Here is a 16,488-nt window from a genome sequence, read left to right on the forward strand (position 1 = left end):
GTACGGCCTCCGATCCCCTTTTATTTCGTTCTGCCCTTTAGTTTATATACATAAGCCAGCACTTCAGCTACCGCTTGAAACAAATCGGCCGGTATAGCGTCACCAATCTCGGCTCTCTGGAACAATGCCCGTGCCAGCGGCTTGTTTTCCATCGTAATAACACCGTTTTCTTTGGCTATTTCCTTAATACGCAAGGCGACATAATCCTGACCTTTGGCAATAATCTGTGGTGCCTCCATCTCGGAACCTTCATACTTTAGCGCAACCGCAAAGTGGGTCGGGTTCGTGATGATTACATCCGCATTTGGCACTTCCTGCATCATACGCTGCATAGCCATACGACGCTGGCGTTCCCGGATTTTACCTTTGATCAGCGGATCACCTTCCATTTTCTTGTACTCGTCTTTGATGTCTTGCTTGGACATACGAATCTTCTTCTCATGGTCATACTTCTGATACATGTAATCAAATATCGCAAGTATCATTAATGCCACTGCAATCTTGATACCAAGACTTAAAGTGATCGACGCAGCGAAATGTAAAATAGCATCCAATGAAAAATGAGAAAGTGAAGCAATATCTGACTGGTAGCCTTTAATTGTACTGTAAACGAGATAACCGATAAGCGACATTTTCAAAATGGATTTAGCAAATTCCACTAATGAGCGGAGAGAGAATATATTTTTGAAACCTTTAATCGGGTCCAGTTTCTCAAGTTTTGGCTTCAAACCTTCCCCTACAAGAAGAAAACCAACTTGCATGTAGTTAACGATTAAAGCAACCAGTAACGCACCCAGCAAAACGGGAGCGATCAATAACAAAACTTCAATGCCATAGCGCATCATAAGCGCCATCACATTCTCTCCGGTGATATCCATACTCAATCGATTGATGAAGATATCTGTAAACAGACGAACTATACGTTCTTTATAGAAATTGCTGAATACCATCATGATCAAAAACACGATTAGGAGAATGGATGCGCCAGATAGTTCAGCGCTTTTTACAACCTGTCCTTTTTTTCGTGTATCCTGTCTCTTTTTCGGGGTAGCTTTCTCCGTCTTCTCCCCTGAAAACAACTGGAGGTCGAGTTGAAGTTTCATCCGTGTCTTTTCCTCCGTTTCACTCAGCCGGGCCTTTGTCCAATGGTTCCAAGCAATTTTTCCATCGATCTGAATATCGCTTCGAACAATTGACTAAATACAAAGGAGAAACTGGGAACCAGCAAAAGCAAAATAGCAAGACCAACGAGTAACTTAAGCGGCAACCCAACTGCAAATACATTAAATTGAGGAGCAGTTTTGGCCAAAAAACCCAATCCAACATCCGTCAAAAACAACGCAACTACAATCGGAGCCGACATCTGAAAAGCCAGCATAAATGATTGACCTAAGGTCTGAATCAAAAATTCAGCAATACTTCCATCTGCCAACCGTAGGAAAAACACATTAGATAATGGTACCCACCGGTAACTGTAAACTATCGCATCCAGCAAATAATGGTGACCATTCATTGTCAGAAACAGAAGCATAGCAAATGCATACTTCAAGTTACCCGTAAGTGGAGCTGAAGCACCTGTCATTGGATCGTATACATTGGCCATACCAAAACCGATCTGTAGATCGATAAAGGTCCCCGCAGTCTGAACAGCCGTCATCAACAGATAAGCCACAAAACCTAAAAGCAGGCCAATTAGAATCTCTCTGATGATCAATAAGACATAACTCAGGTCTGTGGGTACGGTCTGGTCTATTCCGTAAATCAGATAGACAGATAATGTGACAAATGCAGAGATACCTATTTTAACTGAAGCCGGCACATTTCGAGCCGAAAAAACTGGCGCAGTTACAAAAAATGATGTGATTCGACAAAACATAAGCAGAGCGACAGGGAAACTTTGCAACAATGTCTCCATCTGCTAAAGCCTACCCTATGTATCTGTATAGATTATCGAGAATGTTAAACGTGAAATCGACCAAGATATTTAAGATCCAAGGTCCAAACAAAAGTACTGACAGAAGTACGGCAACAATCTTGGGCACAAAAGCTAATGTTTGTTCCTGAATTTGAGTTGTCGCTTGAAAAATACTGATTGCAAGTCCTACAACCAGAGCTAGTATAAGCATAGGTGCGCTGGCCAGCAATGACGTGTATACCGCTTTCCCGGCCAGACCGATAATAAATTCCGAAGTCATGACCGTCCTCCTTTAACTTTCCGGATCAAGTATTAAAACTCAGTAACAGTGACTTGACAACCAGATACCACCCGTCCACAAGGACAAAGAGCAGTATTTTGAAAGGTAATGAGATCATGACCGGCGGAAGCATCATCATCCCCATTGCCATGAGTGTACTCGCGACAACAATGTCTATAACCAGAAACGGAATAAAAATCATAAACCCCATTTGGAATGCTGTCTTCAACTCACTGATTACATATGCCGGCACCATAACAGTAATTGGGATATCCTGATAGGTCTTTGGTTGTTCAGTCTGATTGTACTTCATAAACAGCAGAAGATCTTTTTCTCTGGTGTGACTAAACATAAATTTCTTCATGGGATCCGCTGCTTTTTCAAGTGCCTCGGTTTGCGTAAGCTCTCCCTGGAGATAGGGCTGAAGCGCTACCTGATTTATGGAAGACAACGTCGGCGACATAATGAAAAGTGTCAGAAATAGCGCCAAACCGACCAGCACCTGATTGGGTGGCATTTGTTGTGTACCCAAAGATGTACGTATAAAACCGAGCACAATTACAATCCGGGTAAAACTGGTCATCAGTACAAGCATTGCTGGAGCAATACTAAGCACTGTAATTAACAGAATGATGGACAGTGAACTCGTGCTTGGTGTCCCTCCATCACCGTTTCCAATCTGAATATCAATATTCGGAATGGGTTCGGCAAAGGCAACCGTTACAGATGCCAGACTGATAAGTCCTAATAAACAACACGCTAACCAAATCTTTTTCTTCATGAATCCCTCGACCGATCTGTAGTATTGTCTTTATCCAGGAGCTTTTCCATCTTCTCTTTACGGTTAGGCATCTGCCGAAGTTTGGATTCAAACATTTCGTGAAAAGAAGTTGTGTCCTCTAGTTCCATTTCCCGCGGCGGTTCTTCTTTACGGAAACGTTTTGTGAGCTTGGCAATGAGAGGTGAGAGATTTCCTTGTTGTGCAGCAGCATCTCGTTCGAAGGAATCAATGATTCTTTGGGCCTCTTCCAAATCCGAAACCTTATCTATCAACTGGATGTCTTCACCTACACCAAGCAGATATACACACCCACCAATTTCCATAATTTGCAACGACTTGTTTTGCCCCAGTCCAACTCCGCCCAGGGTACGAATTGTGCCGTGCCGGAACATTTGCTGATTCCTTTTGTTTAGAAAACGGATCAGATAAACAATAAGGGCCAGGATGACGGCCAGGACAACAATCACCCATACAAGCTGTAAATAATAATTACTTCCCACGCCAGCTCCTCCTGGAATATCACCCTGAGCCATCATCATGTCTCTTAAACGCCCAGTGTCTTGCTGATCGCTTCGATAACCCGGTCAGATTGGAACGGTTTAACGATAAAGTCTTTAGCACCTGCTTGAATAGCGTCGATTACCATCGCTTGTTGACCCATCGCGGAGCACATAATTACTTTAGCGTTAGCATCAATCTTCTTGATTTCTTTCAAAGCTGCAATGCCGTCCATCTCAGGCATCGTAATATCCATTGTGATTAGATCCGGACGAAGCTCTTTAAATTTCTCAATTGCTTGTGAGCCATCCTGTGCCTCACCAACAACCTCATATCCATTTTTGGACAAAATGTCCCGGATCATCATTCTCATAAATGCAGCGTCGTCTACGACTAAAATTCGGTTTGCCATCTTGATTTAAGTCCTCCCTAAATTGTGCTTATTGTAATTTCTGAATTCGGTCCCATTGGCTAACGATATCTATAACACGAACACCAAAGTTTTCGTCAATAACGACAACTTCTCCCTTGGCGATCAGTTTGTTATTCACCAAAATATCGACAGGTTCCCCGGCTAACTTATCCAGTTCGACAATCGAACCCTGTGACAGTTCCAAAATATCTTTAATTTGCTTCTGGGTCCTTCCTAATTCTACGGTGACCTTAAGGGGAATGTCCATCAATAAATTCAAATTGTTTTCGTCTACCTGACCATACGCCCCATTTTGCAAATTGGCGAATTGAACTGGTTGTACGTTAACATTCCTATTTGGCATTCCACCGTAATGTTGAGGTGCACCATAAGGTTGCTGCGGTGGCATGCCATACGGCTGCTGTGGCGGCATTCCTTGAGGCATACCCATCGGGGCCTGTCCATATCCGTTATAGTCCTGAGCAGGCTGTTGTGGAGCCTGTGGAGCCTGTTGGTGCTGAACGGGCGGTTGCTCCGCAACCGGTGGTGGCGTTGCTGGTACAGCTGCTGGCGCAGGTTCAGGTGTTGATGCCACTGGTGCGCTGGCTGTTGACTCCTGAGCGCCTCCAATCAGCATATCTACCATGTTTTTGGCAAAATGTACTGGAAGCAACTGCATCAGATTGGAATCGATCAGATCCCCGATTAACAAACGAAATGAAACTTGGATAAGGGTCTCATCTGCTGGAAGATTACTTACACCCTCTCCACTCTCCAGATTGAGAATATCAATTCCCGGAGGGGAAATATTCACAAAACGATTAAAAATGGTGGACATTGAGGTTGCAGAGGAACCCATCATCTGGTTCATCGCTTCCTGTACTGCACTAATATGGATTTCATTCAGTTCTTCATCGACCGGATTTCCTTCGCCACCCAACATCAAATCAGCGATGACTTGAGCATCTCTCTTCTTGATAACAAGTGAGTTAATACCTTCGAATCCATCCACGTAATTCACATGAACGGCAACATGTGGCTTAGGAAAAGCTTCTTCAAACTGCGTTCGACTAATGATAGAAACTTTAGGTGTTGTAATATCTACTTTGAGGCCTAATAGCGTGGACAAGGCTGTTGCCGCGCTACCAAATGTAATGTTACCAATCTCCCCCAAGGCATCCTGCTCCAGCTCGGTCAAAAAATCATCAACCGTCTTTTCAGCGGGTTCCGAGCTGTTTATCGATTCCGATTGCCTGAGCAAAGCATCGATTTCTTCTTGGGATAAATAATCCTTACTCGTCAAATTCTTCAACTCCTTCGGTGACAATCTTGTCTATTTGCACAGCCACACGGTCTTTGATTGTCCCCGGACTGCCCATGTATTTCAGTTTGTCACCCACTTTAATGGAAAGTCCCTCATCAACTGGTTTGTTCAACGTAATGACATCGCCAACGGACAGACCCAGAAATTCTGCAATTGAAATTCTCGATTCTCCCAATTCCGCAACGATTGGTAACTTGGCTTTGTTCACACGCTCTTTTAGAGCATCATACTCCTCCGGAGCTCTCGTTTTCTTCTCCGAAACAAACCACTGATGAGTTGACAACCGTGACATAATAGGTTCAAGAACGACATGCGGTATACATAGATTGATCATGCCTGTCGTGTCACCAATTTTGGTACTGAGCGAGATCAGAGCAATGGTCTCATTGGGAGATACAATCTGCATAAATTGCGGATTGGTCTCGAGCGCTTCCATCCTTGGGGAAATATCCAACACGGTCTTCCATGCTTCTTGCAAACTTTCAAATGCTCGGCTGAATATCCGCTCCATGATGGTCGTCTCAATCTCCGTCATCGATGCGATCTTGGTTGGAGCAGTTCCGGTTCCACCAAGCAGGCGATCCAACATCGCATATCCCACGTTCGGATGGACTTCCATCACCATTCGTCCCTGTAGTGGCTCCGCTTCAAAAATGTTCAATATCGTCATCTTAGGAATAGAACGGATAAACTCATCATAAGGCAACTGTTCGACCTGAACGACATTGATTTGAACGAACGTCCGCAGTTGGGCTGAAAAATAAGTGGTGAGAAAGCGTGCAAAGTTTTCGTGAATACGAGTCAAGCTTCTGATATGGTCTTTGGAGAAACGCACTGCCCGCTTAAAATCGTATGATCTAATTTTCTTCTGAGTATCTTCCTTCTTCAATTCTTCTGCGTCCATCTCACCAGAAGAAAGGGCTGCTAATAGGGCATCAATCTCATTCTGTGATAATACATCCACCATGTTCTCACCCCCTTACAGGTCTACAGCGTGTTCTGTTCATTTACATTGGCGCTATAACAATGTCTGAAAAACTAGTGCTTTTCAATTTCGGCTCAGGCAATGCCTCATTAATCAGACCTGTCAGTTTCTCATTGAATTGTTTCATACCCTTGGCCGAACTCAGTTCCTCAGCCTTGGTGTCTGCAAGTGCCTGAATAATAATAGGCTTCACCGTAATGCTTTTAATTTTCTCAAAATCTTCTTTGGCTGTTTTATCAGATAAAATGAAAGAAAAACTAACCATAATAATACGATCCGGATCGGCCATATTCGTTTTAATCTGTGCAAGCTCTGAGGATACCTCTACAATTTCATCCGCAGTCATTTTTTTTTCTTCAGCAGCTGCCGCCGTATGTGTGTCGTTCTTATTCCCGGTCTGTCCTTGCATAAATACAAACACAACCACCACAATGAGTGTTATTGCCAGCAACATTGTTGCAAGCCAGGGCATCATTTTTTTCATCAGGATTCCTCCGTTTGCTGCACTTTAATAGTGGCTGCCTGAACCCCGATTTCACGGTTGTAATCTTTAATTTTGGAAATAACTTCATCGGCTTTCTCAAGCACAATCAATCTCTTTCCAGTCACCAGAGTAACATACGTGTCAGGCGTCTCTTCCACAATCTCAACCATCAGCGCATTTAACCACATGGGAGAACCATTTAACCGCGTAACCGAAATCATGCTAAGCCCCCTCGATCAGAGTGGGAGGAGCAAGCTCCTCCACATTTTAAAAATCACTAATCAGCTATTAACGTTTCAGGTTAACAACTTCCTGAAGTATTTCATCCGACGTTGTAATGATCCGGGAGTTGGCCTGGAATCCACGCTGAGCTACGATCATCTCAGTAAACTCTCCAGTCAGATCCACGTTAGACATCTCGAGCTGTCCAGCAACGATTGCTCCTGTTCCGTCCTCAGCACTGTTCGCTGTTAATGGTTCCAACGCCCCATCCGGATTCGCGTTTGCTGTCATACGATACAAGTTGCCCCCAATTTTCTCAAGACCTTCTGGATTGACAACTTTACCTATTCCAAGCTGTGGACCCGCTTCGATGGTTCCGTCTGCCATGGTTTGGTTGATTGTTCCATCCTGACCTATCGTGAAGGAAACAACATCATCCGGTATCGTAATATTTCCACCACCGTTATCCAGAACAAACAATCCATCCGAAGTCAAAAGGTTACGTGCAGCATCCACATGGAAATCTCCTGCACGAGTCAGGTAAGGTACTTCCTGATCTTCACTCAAACGTACCAAGAAGAATCCATCTCCATTAATCCGAAGATCTGTTGGATTATTCGTTGTCATTGGGCTACCTGCCAGATGCAACGTATCAATTGAACCTACCGTTACACCAAGACCGATTTGTTTCGCATTGACACCACCACTTGCATCGCCAGGGGCAGTTACCCCTGCCGTAGTTTGGCTCATAATATCTTTGAACATAACCCGACTGCCTTTGAAGCCAACCGTGTTTACGTTCGCAATATTGTTACCAATTACGTCGAGTTTTGTTTGGAAACCCCGCATCCCGGAAACGCCTGAGTACATTGATTTTATCATTTTTAAAAATCCTCCCAGTCTTCATTTGGTTACCGCATCAGTCGGTCAGCGGCATTCCGGCTCCCGAGAAGGGCCAGCCGGTTAAGAAATGATTACAGCACTATCAATCTGAGTGAACACATTATCCTTCATGCTCTCACTATCCATAGCTGTAACCACAGTACGATTTTTGACATTGACGATAAAAGCCATATCCTGCATTAAAATCAATGACTCTTTGGCTCCTTTGGCAGCAGCTTTGTCCAAAGCAGAACCAATCTGTTCCATTTGCTCAGTCTTGAGTTCAATACCACGCTGTTCCAATCGTTTGGCAGCATGATTGCTCAATTTCAGAAGATTATCTTCCAGCACTTTTGCAAAAGGTTTTTCGGGTATAGCCGAAGCTTCTCCCGTTTTGGGTCTTTGAAGCATATTCGGTGTAATCGGGCCTGCGTATAATTGTCCAACCGTTATGCGATCACTCATATCGTTTTCCCGCTATCTTCCGTATCACCCGTTTCAGCGGATGATTCAACTTCTTGGCTCTCGTTCGTTTCAGGGGCTACATCCTGAACGTTCTGTACCGGAGTTTGACTCTCTTCTGCCTTTTTTGGATAATTCACCTGAATGATCTCATCCAGCTTAATCTCGTCGTTGCCTACTTTTGCGTATTGAACGCTATCTCTTACAATGATGGAATCTACAATACCCTGACGAAGAGTTCCGTTATCATCTTTATTAGAAGAAAGCCAACTTACCTCCATGCCAATCATGCCGGATACAGCACCAAGGGACTGGTTCAATGTTTTAAGTTGCGTAGAAATATTGACCAGTTGTTCCACTGAGCTGAACTGTGCCATTTGAGCGATAAATTCCTTATCCTCCATCGGCTGCATCGGGTCTTGATTTTGTAGCTGGGTAATCAGGATTTTTAGAAACTGATCTTTACCCAATTCTTTTGTTGCAGCACTTGTGGTTGCTTTATTAGCTGCCGAATAGTTCGGCCAGGTATTATTCGTTGAAACAATTTCATTAGCCATATGCTCACCTCATTTCTGTTTAAGCCTCAGCACTAAACGTATCTCTCTGTAATTCATTTCCTTCGACTTGCTCGCTACGCCAGTTACGCAATTCTTCTTGAATCCCTGCTGTAGCTATAGCATCATCCGATTGTTCCTCACGCTCACGCGAACGGCGTTGTTGTTGAGAGTTACTTCCCGGCTGACGGCCTCCGTCCTGATACATCTGTGATCCGATTGAACTGTTCTGGGTAACCTCAAGTCGTTCCACTTGAATTCCCTGGGCTTGAAGTGAAGAACGCAGTTGCGTCATTTGTTGTTCAAGCATGTCTTTAGCCATCGTATGTTCAGTCATAAACCGTGCAACCAGCTGCCCGTTCTGCAAGGTAATTTGAACATCCAACTTACCTAGATGCTCAGGCCGAAGTGAGATGGTCGCCTCGGAAAATCCTTTTTGCTGGACAATATCCAGCTTGTTAACAACAAACTGTGTCATTTCCTTGGCAAACTGTGATGTTTGCATTACAGGTTCAGCCGGTTTTCCTGCTGTAGTACCTGATGAACGCAAGGACAGCTCTCCTGCAGTAATGATGGTTGAGTGTTCCACTTCTCCACCTGCATTTGAAGTAGATGTTGTCTCAACCTCAGCTTTCACTTGGGTTCCAGAATTCGCCACTGCCGCAACAAGAACTTGTGGTACGACCAAATCCTGTTTGGATGTTTGAAGCCTAGTACTTGGAGCGACCTGTGCAGTCTGATCCTTAACTGCAGTCAATGTATCCAGTATGGATTTCAGTTCAGTCCATCCTTTGTTACTAGTGGTATCCACTCCAGCCTCTTGAAGCTGACTCTGCAGAGATTGTAACAAATGTTTGAATTCAGGAGCGTTCTTCGCAACGTTACTCTCAGGATCATTCATTCCAGCTACTAATTGTGTAAGCATATCTTGCAGAACAAAACGTACTGCTGCAGGATGCTGCGACAGTTCAATTGCGGGTACTGTTTTTACACTTTCCGCTCCGTTCGAAGACTCGTCGGAACCTTCTGCATTAGTACCTGAAGGATCACTTAATTGTGTATACATCTGTTGAATCAGAGTTTGCAAACCTGCAAGTAGAGCTGGGTCATTTTCCAAAGCTTCGTCAAGTGAATCCAAGTCCGTGAACAACGAATTCAGTATATCTGTGATTGATGCCGCTTCTCCTTCTTCACTTGTAGCAAAGGAAAACAACAACGGATTGGCAGTTAAACTTCCAGTAGCGCTTGAACTGTCACCTTCTGTGTTTCCTCCAGATAGCGATTGTGCAAGAGTTTGGAGAAATTCACCGCTAGCACCTACAGCTGAACCTTTCGATTGTGCTCCGGTTGTCTGACCTGTCCCCGTTGCTTTTGCAGATGCTGTGGATGCCATTTGATATACAATCGACATTTATTTTCACCTCCTCTCGGTTATACAGAGTAATCAGTTCTACTTGTTACCCATTAATCTGTTCAAAATTTTTGCAGTTTCAACCGAATCCTCTGAAGACATGTTCTCAAGCAATTGAGAGCGTGTTGCATCATCTACTGAATTCAGGATGGTCAATGTTTTGTCAGGACTTAACTTGTATGTTTCCAATAATAGCTTGGCACCACTTGAAGCAGACATCGAAGCAAATGTTTGACTAAGCTGGTTTTTATCCAGGTTTTTGCTTGTGGTTGTGGATGCAGTTGAAGTTGCTGTGGTTTCTTTCTTCAATCTGGATTGCAGCGCATCCAGCGCCAGATCCCCGGACGGTTTGGCATCCTTCATCATCATGGTGACATCGGCTGCCGTTTTCGGGTCCATCTTTTCAAGCACCTTGGTCCGAGCAGATGACTGCATGGCATTCAACAACAATACCATTTCCTCATTCGTCATATTTTGCAAAATCGGTGCAGCTTTGCTTGGGCTCATGTCCGCATACATTTTAGCCAAATCTTTGATTTGTTTCTGATAATCAGATTCCGTTTCGGGCGTTGCTGCTGTAGCCGTTTCAGCCGCTTTTTCCGCATCATCCAACTTCTTCTGAAGGTCCGTGGCCTTCTTTGCTTCAGTTGTTGTCGCTTCCTGTGCTGCCTTGAGCTCTGTTTCTTTGGCAGTTACTTGGGATTTCAGCTTTTCGATTGTGGCTTCAGCACTTTCAACCTGCTGCTCACTCTTCTCCAGCTTCTCCTTCTCCGGATCCAGTACAGGATCAGGTACCCATTCCTTAACTACCGGTATCTTGTTGGCAAATTCAAACAAATTATTACGAATATCTACATTAAATAGCGTAAGTAGTACACCTAGCAATACCACGGTGAATACAATCGGGATAGAAATCATGAGAAACTTTTCCCAACCGCCTCCCGACTCTTTTTCCATGTCGCTATCATCTTTAACAGCCATCGTTTATTCCTCCTTCACGAGACAACTTCGCGTCCGGCTCACATCAATTCGCGCGTCCGGCTTTGGCAGCGAAGCGTACAGTAGCCATCTCGTCCAGATCGTTCTGTTCCCGGAGGAGCATCTCCTGCTGAAATTTGATTTTTGCCTTGTCTCTCGCTCCAAGCCATACTTTTTCATCAACCATCTTACCGTTCAGAAACGTCTGATTCCGTTGCACATTGACCTGAGCATGTTTAACATCACTGTTTTTGCGTGAAATGCACTCGTCAAGGTGATGTACATAACGCTGCATCTCCTGCAGACTGTTTACAGACGCTGTATTTTTCGTAGCAGATTGGATAATGCCGATCAGATTACTTCTATCATTAAGAAGTTGTATCAGATGTTCTTCCTCCGTCTGAAGTTTACCGATCGCTGTGGATAACATCCACTCTGCCTGTGTTTTTTCATTACTCTTCAGGTCAACAACTTTCTGGAAATGATATCGAAATTTCATCGTTTACCCATTCATCTCCTTGCAAATTCAAGAATCAAACGTTCCTGTACTTCACTTAAAGTGACTTTCTCGTCGACTTTCTGCTTGGTAAAGTTCCATATACTATCAATCTGGTCTATCGATTCATCTATGGCTGCATTTGATCCCCGCTGGTAAGCTCCAATATTGATCAAATCTTCCGATTCTTTGTACACAGCCATCAAACGTTTCATATTATTAACGGCTTCCAACTGCTCTTCTGGAGCAATATCCTTCATAACACGGCTTATGCTGGCTAACACATCAATCGCTGGAAAATGACCTTTATTTGCAATGGATCGATTTAACACAATGTGTCCATCCAGAATACCCCTTACCGCATCCGCGATCGGTTCATTCATGTCATCCCCATCGACCAGAACGGTGTAAAAGGCTGTAATCGAACCAGTAGGTCCTGTACCCGCCCGTTCAAGCAGTTTGGGCAAACTTGCAAAAACCGATGGCGTATATCCTCTCATTGCCGGAGGTTCGCCTACAGCCAGACCCACTTCCCTTTGTGCCATCGCATATCGGGTTACCGAATCCATCATGAGCATCACGTTCATTCCACGATCTCGGAAATACTCTGCAATAGTGGTCGCAATAACTGCTCCCTTAATCCGAATCAGGGCAGGCTGATCTGATGTTGCAACAATGACTACGGAACGTTCCAGTCCTTCCGGACCCAGATCCCGTTCAATAAAGTCGCGTACCTCACGTCCACGCTCACCCACAAGCGCGATGACATTGACATCTGCTGCTGTATTACGAGCAATCATGCCCATCAATGTACTCTTACCAACACCAGAACCGGCAAAAATACCTACACGCTGTCCCTTACCTACGGTCAACAATCCGTCGATAGCTCTTACACCAACACCCATCGTTTCAAGTACACGTGGACGATCCATTGGATTAACCGGTGTATTGGAGGTAGAGTACATCGGCATTCTGGATGGAAGGAGGGAACCGTCCAGCGGTTGTCCAAGTCCGTCCAATACTTTACCGAGCAATTCGGAGCCTACCTGAACGCCGAGTGGTTTACCCGTACCTACTACATCGCAGCCAGGACCGATGGATTGAAGTTCACCCAGTGGCATAAGCAGCACTTTGTTATCTCGAAACCCAACAACTTCGGCCTGAAGAGGCTTGGCCGATTTCCCAGGATAGATATAACATACGTCACCGATACTTGCATCTGGCCCTTCTGACTCCACCATAAGACCAATGACCTGAGTAACTTTGCCGTTAATACGAACAGGATCGAATTGGCGCAAATGTTCCATATATCGCTGTGAACTAAGAACCTTCATGTTGATTTTTTCGCTCCTCATCCTCAAGTGCTATGCGGACCAGTTCTTTTTTAATCTCAGCAAGCTGTGTATCAATTCTCGCATCTACACTTCCGAACGAAGAACGAATGACACATCCCTTATCTTTGACCGTTGAATCAGGCAAAATCTGCAATTCTGCCTGAGAGTCAATAGACAGAGACAATTCTTCACGAGCTGCCTGTACAAATGTAAACTGATCAGGTGCCACACAGAGTGTGATCAAACCCTGTTCCCGTTTACGTGACAAACTCTGACGAATCAGTTCCAATGTATGATCGGGTTCAATGGTAAGTTGCTTATCAATGACTTTCTCAGCGATCCCGCAAGCGAGCTCCACGAGGAACGGTTCGGCTTCCTGAATGATCTGATCTTTAGCTACATAAGCTTCCTTGAGCACTTCCTGGGCTTCAATCATCATCTTTTCGATTTGCACCTGGAGATCCAGTTCAGCTTGTACTTTGCCTTCTTCAAAACCCTGTTGGAAACCTTGTGAACGAAGCGCTTCAGTCAGATGTTCATCCTGTTGTCGTTGTTCCTGCCACCAGCTGTCGATCTGTTCACGGGCCTCTTGAAGCATGCGCTCTGCCTCTTCTGAAGCTTCACGTACTTGCTTTTCTGCAAACTCCTTGGCATCTTCCAGCATTTCTGCGGTAAGACGTTGTGTTTCTTCGTCCACGCGTGCTTGAAGTGTCTCAACTTCAGAACCTTCAGCACTCACACCATTTAATTCCGTTTCAGACTCCTCAGCACCACCATAATGATGATGATTTTCAAGTTTTTTACGGTCATCAACCGGTACATACTGGAAAGATTTAATCAAATTAGACAATGATATCATCTCCTCCACCGCGTGCGATAATGATCTCACCGGCTTCTTCCAATCTGCGTATCGTTCCTACGATACGTGTCTGAGCTTCCTCAACATCACGCAATCGCACAGGTCCCATGAATTCCATCTCTTCTTTGAATGTCTCGGACATCCGTTTCGACATATTCCGGAACACGGCATCCCGAACTTCTTCGCTTGCCACTTTGAGTGCCAGCTGCAAATCTGCGTTGTCGATATCCCGAATAATGCGCTGAATCGAACGATCATCCACATTGACGATATCTTCGAATACAAACATGCGTTTTTTGATTTCCTCTGCAAGCTCTGGATCCTGAATTTCAAGCGAGTCCAAAATGGTACGTTCTGTACCCCGATCGACTCCGTTCAGAATCTGAACGATCGATTCGATACCACCTGCATTGGTGTAATCCTGCGTTACGGTAGAGGATAACTTCTGTTCCAGAACCCGCTCCACTTGAGAGATAACTTCTGGCGAAGTACTATCCATAACAGCCACCCGGCGAGCGACATCTGCCTGTTTCTCTTGTGGCAAGGATGATAGAATCGCTGCCGCCTGTTCGAATTGCAGGTAAGACAGAACCAGGGCAATCGTTTGCGGGCTTTCATTCTGAATAAAGTTCAAAATTTGATTCGGATCTGCTTTGCGCGCAAAGTCAAATGGTCTGACTTGCAGCGTAGCTGTCAAACGATTAATGACTTCAAGTGCTTTTGATGAACCCAGAGCTTTTTCCAGGATTTCTCTGGCGTAATTGATACCGCCCTGAGAGATATATTCCTGCGCCAGACAGATCTGGTGAAACTCGGCCATGATCATATCCTTTTCAGAAGAATCAACTTTGCGAACGTTGGCAATCTCCAACGTAAGTTGCTCAATCTCCTCATCACGCAGATGTTTGAATATCTGAGCCGATACTTCCGGACCTAATGTAATCAACAATATTGCTGCTTTTTGTTTGCCAGTCAAACCTTGACTGCTTGCCTTTGCCAATGCGCTCACCTCTATTCGTCAGCCAGCCATGTACGCAGCAGATTGACGAATTCGTCTGGCTTTTTCTTGGCCAAACTCTCCAATTGTTTGCGCACCTGACTTTCGTTCGTTACACTGTCCAGCGTAATGGACGGGAACTCTGTTGCTATTGGAAGAGGAATCTCTTCTTCTTCGACTTCGTTTTGTTTGCGGCGACGGCGTACTAACAAAATAACTACCGCTACGATCAATGCCGCTATGAGTGCGCCTCCACCCCACATCATCGTTGAGGAAAGTTGGAAACCTGTATTGTCTGCAGAGGCAGTCTGGAAGCCTTGTGACATGACTGAAACTTTCTTTGTCAGATCGGCGTCACTTATTACAGTGCCTGAGTCTGCCAGTGAAGCACGAACAATGTTAACCAAAATGTTCTCAATTGCGTCCTGAACCGGTCCCTGTAATTCTGTTTCTCCATTCGGTGGTTCAACCGCAACGTTAATGGTTAAGTCTTTTACAGTATACGGACTGGAAATGATATCCTTGGCAATTCGATTAACATCGTAGTTTATAGTGCTTGATGATTCTTCGGAGGTAGAGTTACCGGTTGCATCAGATGATGGGTAACCCGGAACTTCCTCTTGTCCTGTGCCAGCAACACCACCTGTTGGATTGCTTGCGCCAGTGTAGCTCTTTTGAATCTCCTGCACACTGATCTCGATGCCTTTCATATTATCTACATCAACAGGTGTGACCAGATTTTCCTTACGTGTTTCTTTGTCAAAATTAAGCTTGGAGGCTACCAAAACATTAACTTTGTCTTCGCCTACAATCTGGGAAAGGAATTGCTTTACGTTATTACGGACATCGTTTTCAAACTTTTTCTGTAGTGCCATGTTCTCTTGAACTTCGGAAGACAACCCGCCACTGCCACCTCGGGCAGTTGGAATCAATTCTGCTTCATCTGTGTTTGTAATTGTGATGTTCTCAACAGGCAGATTAGGAATTGCAGTCTTAACCAAGTTAAAGTAGCCATCTACCGCTGCCTGATTTGGGTGATAACCCGGTTTGAATTGGAGAGCTACCGATGCTGATGCTTTGTCTTGTTCTTCCAAACCAGCAAAGATGTTATCTTTCGGCATATTAACCAGTACTTTAGCATCCTGTATCCCTTGCATCCGCTGAAGTAACTGTTCAACTTCTCCGTTTATAGCGTTGTTGTACTTTACATCAAACTCTTTATCCGTCATCCCGATGGGGGATGATGACTCCTCGAATGACTTATACCCTAATGAACCATTCTGAATAATCCCTTGAGATCCAACATTCACCTTTGCAATTGCAACACTTGTACTCGGTACGGATATGGTCTTGCCATCTGAACTTAATTTGTATGGAATGCTAGATGAATCGAGATAACTGATCACGCCCGCTGAATCACTTGCATTCAAATCTGTAAAAGCAACTTCATATTCCGTTTTGGACAATTGCATCGTGAGTACAACTGCAGCCAAAATCAGAAACAGGAAGGTAGATATAAATAATACTTTTTGCTTTTTGCTAAAACTATTCCAATACTGGGATGCCTTATCCCTGTACTGGGCGATTCTCTCATTCACTCTGTCACCCCATCCG

20 protein-coding genes are annotated in these 16,488 nt (G+C 44.5%); all 20 read right to left on the reverse strand.

Annotation, left to right across the window (positions count from 1 at the left end):
* Window positions 1–20: 20 nt before the first annotated feature.
* The 20 genes from flhB to fliF all read right to left on the reverse strand — a co-directional run bounded on the left by flhB (window position 21) and on the right by fliF (window position 16,472).
* Window positions 21–1,103: a flagellar biosynthesis protein FlhB gene (gene flhB / locus MHI01_RS07260; protein WP_174806417.1), complete on the reverse strand. Its 1,083-nt coding sequence runs from the start codon at window positions 1,101–1,103 to the stop codon at window positions 21–23.
* Window positions 1,104–1,126: 23 nt separating this feature from the next.
* Window positions 1,127–1,915, reverse strand: coding sequence for a flagellar biosynthetic protein FliR (gene fliR / locus MHI01_RS07265; protein ID WP_036609353.1), 789 nt, complete (start codon window positions 1,913–1,915; stop codon window positions 1,127–1,129).
* 10 nt (window positions 1,916–1,925) lie between these two features.
* Window positions 1,926–2,195, reverse strand: a complete 270-nt coding sequence (gene fliQ / locus MHI01_RS07270) for a flagellar biosynthesis protein FliQ (RefSeq protein ID WP_017689172.1) — start codon at window positions 2,193–2,195, stop codon at window positions 1,926–1,928.
* Between the two features lie 25 nt (window positions 2,196–2,220).
* Window positions 2,221–2,976 carry a flagellar type III secretion system pore protein FliP gene (fliP, locus tag MHI01_RS07275; protein ID WP_036609355.1) on the reverse strand — a complete coding sequence of 252 codons (756 nt, stop codon included), beginning with the start codon at window positions 2,974–2,976 and terminating at the stop codon, window positions 2,221–2,223.
* Window positions 2,973–3,509 carry a flagellar biosynthetic protein FliO gene (locus tag MHI01_RS07280; RefSeq protein ID WP_100529395.1) on the reverse strand — a complete coding sequence of 179 codons (537 nt, stop codon included), beginning with the start codon at window positions 3,507–3,509 and terminating at the stop codon, window positions 2,973–2,975. The genes fliP and MHI01_RS07280 overlap by 4 nt, the downstream gene beginning before the upstream one ends.
* A gap of 11 nt (window positions 3,510–3,520) precedes the next feature.
* On the reverse strand, window positions 3,521–3,886 hold the full coding sequence (locus MHI01_RS07285) for a response regulator (protein ID WP_017689175.1): 366 nt from the start codon (window positions 3,884–3,886) through the stop codon (window positions 3,521–3,523).
* 28 nt (window positions 3,887–3,914) lie between these two features.
* Window positions 3,915–5,189 (reverse strand): flagellar motor switch phosphatase FliY, encoded by a 1,275-nt coding sequence (fliY, locus tag MHI01_RS07290; protein ID WP_150367668.1) that lies wholly within the window; start codon window positions 5,187–5,189, stop codon window positions 3,915–3,917.
* Window positions 5,179–6,177: a flagellar motor switch protein FliM gene (gene fliM, locus MHI01_RS07295; RefSeq protein WP_339188217.1), complete on the reverse strand. Its 999-nt coding sequence runs from the start codon at window positions 6,175–6,177 to the stop codon at window positions 5,179–5,181. The genes fliY and fliM overlap by 11 nt, the downstream gene beginning before the upstream one ends.
* 40 nt (window positions 6,178–6,217) lie before the next feature.
* Window positions 6,218–6,679 carry a flagellar basal body-associated FliL family protein gene (locus MHI01_RS07300; RefSeq protein WP_339188219.1) on the reverse strand — a complete coding sequence of 154 codons (462 nt, stop codon included), beginning with the start codon at window positions 6,677–6,679 and terminating at the stop codon, window positions 6,218–6,220.
* Entirely contained in the window at window positions 6,679–6,900 is a 222-nt protein-coding gene (locus tag MHI01_RS07305) for a flagellar FlbD family protein (protein WP_169478481.1), read from the reverse strand. The genes MHI01_RS07300 and MHI01_RS07305 overlap by 1 nt, the downstream gene beginning before the upstream one ends.
* Window positions 6,901–6,967: 67 nt before the next feature.
* The gene (flgG, locus tag MHI01_RS07310; RefSeq protein WP_339188222.1) at window positions 6,968–7,783 is read right to left on the reverse strand and encodes a flagellar basal body rod protein FlgG; all 816 of its coding nucleotides are present in this window, start codon (window positions 7,781–7,783) and stop codon (window positions 6,968–6,970) included.
* 81 nt (window positions 7,784–7,864) lie between these two features.
* Window positions 7,865–8,248 carry a TIGR02530 family flagellar biosynthesis protein gene (locus MHI01_RS07315; protein WP_047842481.1) on the reverse strand — a complete coding sequence of 128 codons (384 nt, stop codon included), beginning with the start codon at window positions 8,246–8,248 and terminating at the stop codon, window positions 7,865–7,867.
* Window positions 8,245–8,802 carry a flagellar hook capping FlgD N-terminal domain-containing protein gene (locus MHI01_RS07320; RefSeq protein WP_339188225.1) on the reverse strand — a complete coding sequence of 186 codons (558 nt, stop codon included), beginning with the start codon at window positions 8,800–8,802 and terminating at the stop codon, window positions 8,245–8,247. Before MHI01_RS07320 ends, MHI01_RS07315 begins: the two co-directional genes overlap by 4 nt.
* A gap of 19 nt (window positions 8,803–8,821) precedes the next feature.
* A complete protein-coding gene (locus tag MHI01_RS07325) occupies window positions 8,822–10,210 on the reverse strand; it encodes a flagellar hook-length control protein FliK (protein WP_340982838.1) in 1,389 nt (462 codons plus the stop codon).
* A 39-nt stretch (window positions 10,211–10,249) separates the two neighbouring features.
* On the reverse strand, window positions 10,250–11,191 hold the full coding sequence (locus tag MHI01_RS07330) for a MotE family protein (RefSeq protein WP_036609363.1): 942 nt from the start codon (window positions 11,189–11,191) through the stop codon (window positions 10,250–10,252).
* Window positions 11,192–11,234: 43 nt separating this feature from the next.
* Entirely contained in the window at window positions 11,235–11,687 is a 453-nt protein-coding gene (gene fliJ / locus MHI01_RS07335; protein WP_340982839.1) for a flagellar export protein FliJ, read from the reverse strand.
* Between the two features lie 11 nt (window positions 11,688–11,698).
* On the reverse strand, window positions 11,699–13,018 hold the full coding sequence (fliI, locus tag MHI01_RS07340; protein ID WP_036609365.1) for a flagellar protein export ATPase FliI: 1,320 nt from the start codon (window positions 13,016–13,018) through the stop codon (window positions 11,699–11,701).
* The gene (locus tag MHI01_RS07345; protein WP_076249819.1) at window positions 13,005–13,868 is read right to left on the reverse strand and encodes a FliH/SctL family protein; all 864 of its coding nucleotides are present in this window, start codon (window positions 13,866–13,868) and stop codon (window positions 13,005–13,007) included. Before MHI01_RS07345 ends, fliI begins: the two co-directional genes overlap by 14 nt.
* Window positions 13,861–14,877, reverse strand: coding sequence for a flagellar motor switch protein FliG (fliG, locus tag MHI01_RS07350; RefSeq protein ID WP_036609368.1), 1,017 nt, complete (start codon window positions 14,875–14,877; stop codon window positions 13,861–13,863). The genes MHI01_RS07345 and fliG overlap by 8 nt, the downstream gene beginning before the upstream one ends.
* Before the next feature lie 11 nt (window positions 14,878–14,888).
* Window positions 14,889–16,472: a flagellar basal-body MS-ring/collar protein FliF gene (fliF, locus tag MHI01_RS07355; protein ID WP_340982840.1), complete on the reverse strand. Its 1,584-nt coding sequence runs from the start codon at window positions 16,470–16,472 to the stop codon at window positions 14,889–14,891.
* Between the last annotated feature and the right edge of the window lie 16 nt (window positions 16,473–16,488).

Source organism: Paenibacillus sp. FSL M7-0656, assembly GCF_038003225.1.
In the GTDB taxonomy this organism is placed as follows: domain Bacteria; phylum Bacillota; class Bacilli; order Paenibacillales; family Paenibacillaceae; genus Paenibacillus; species Paenibacillus amylolyticus.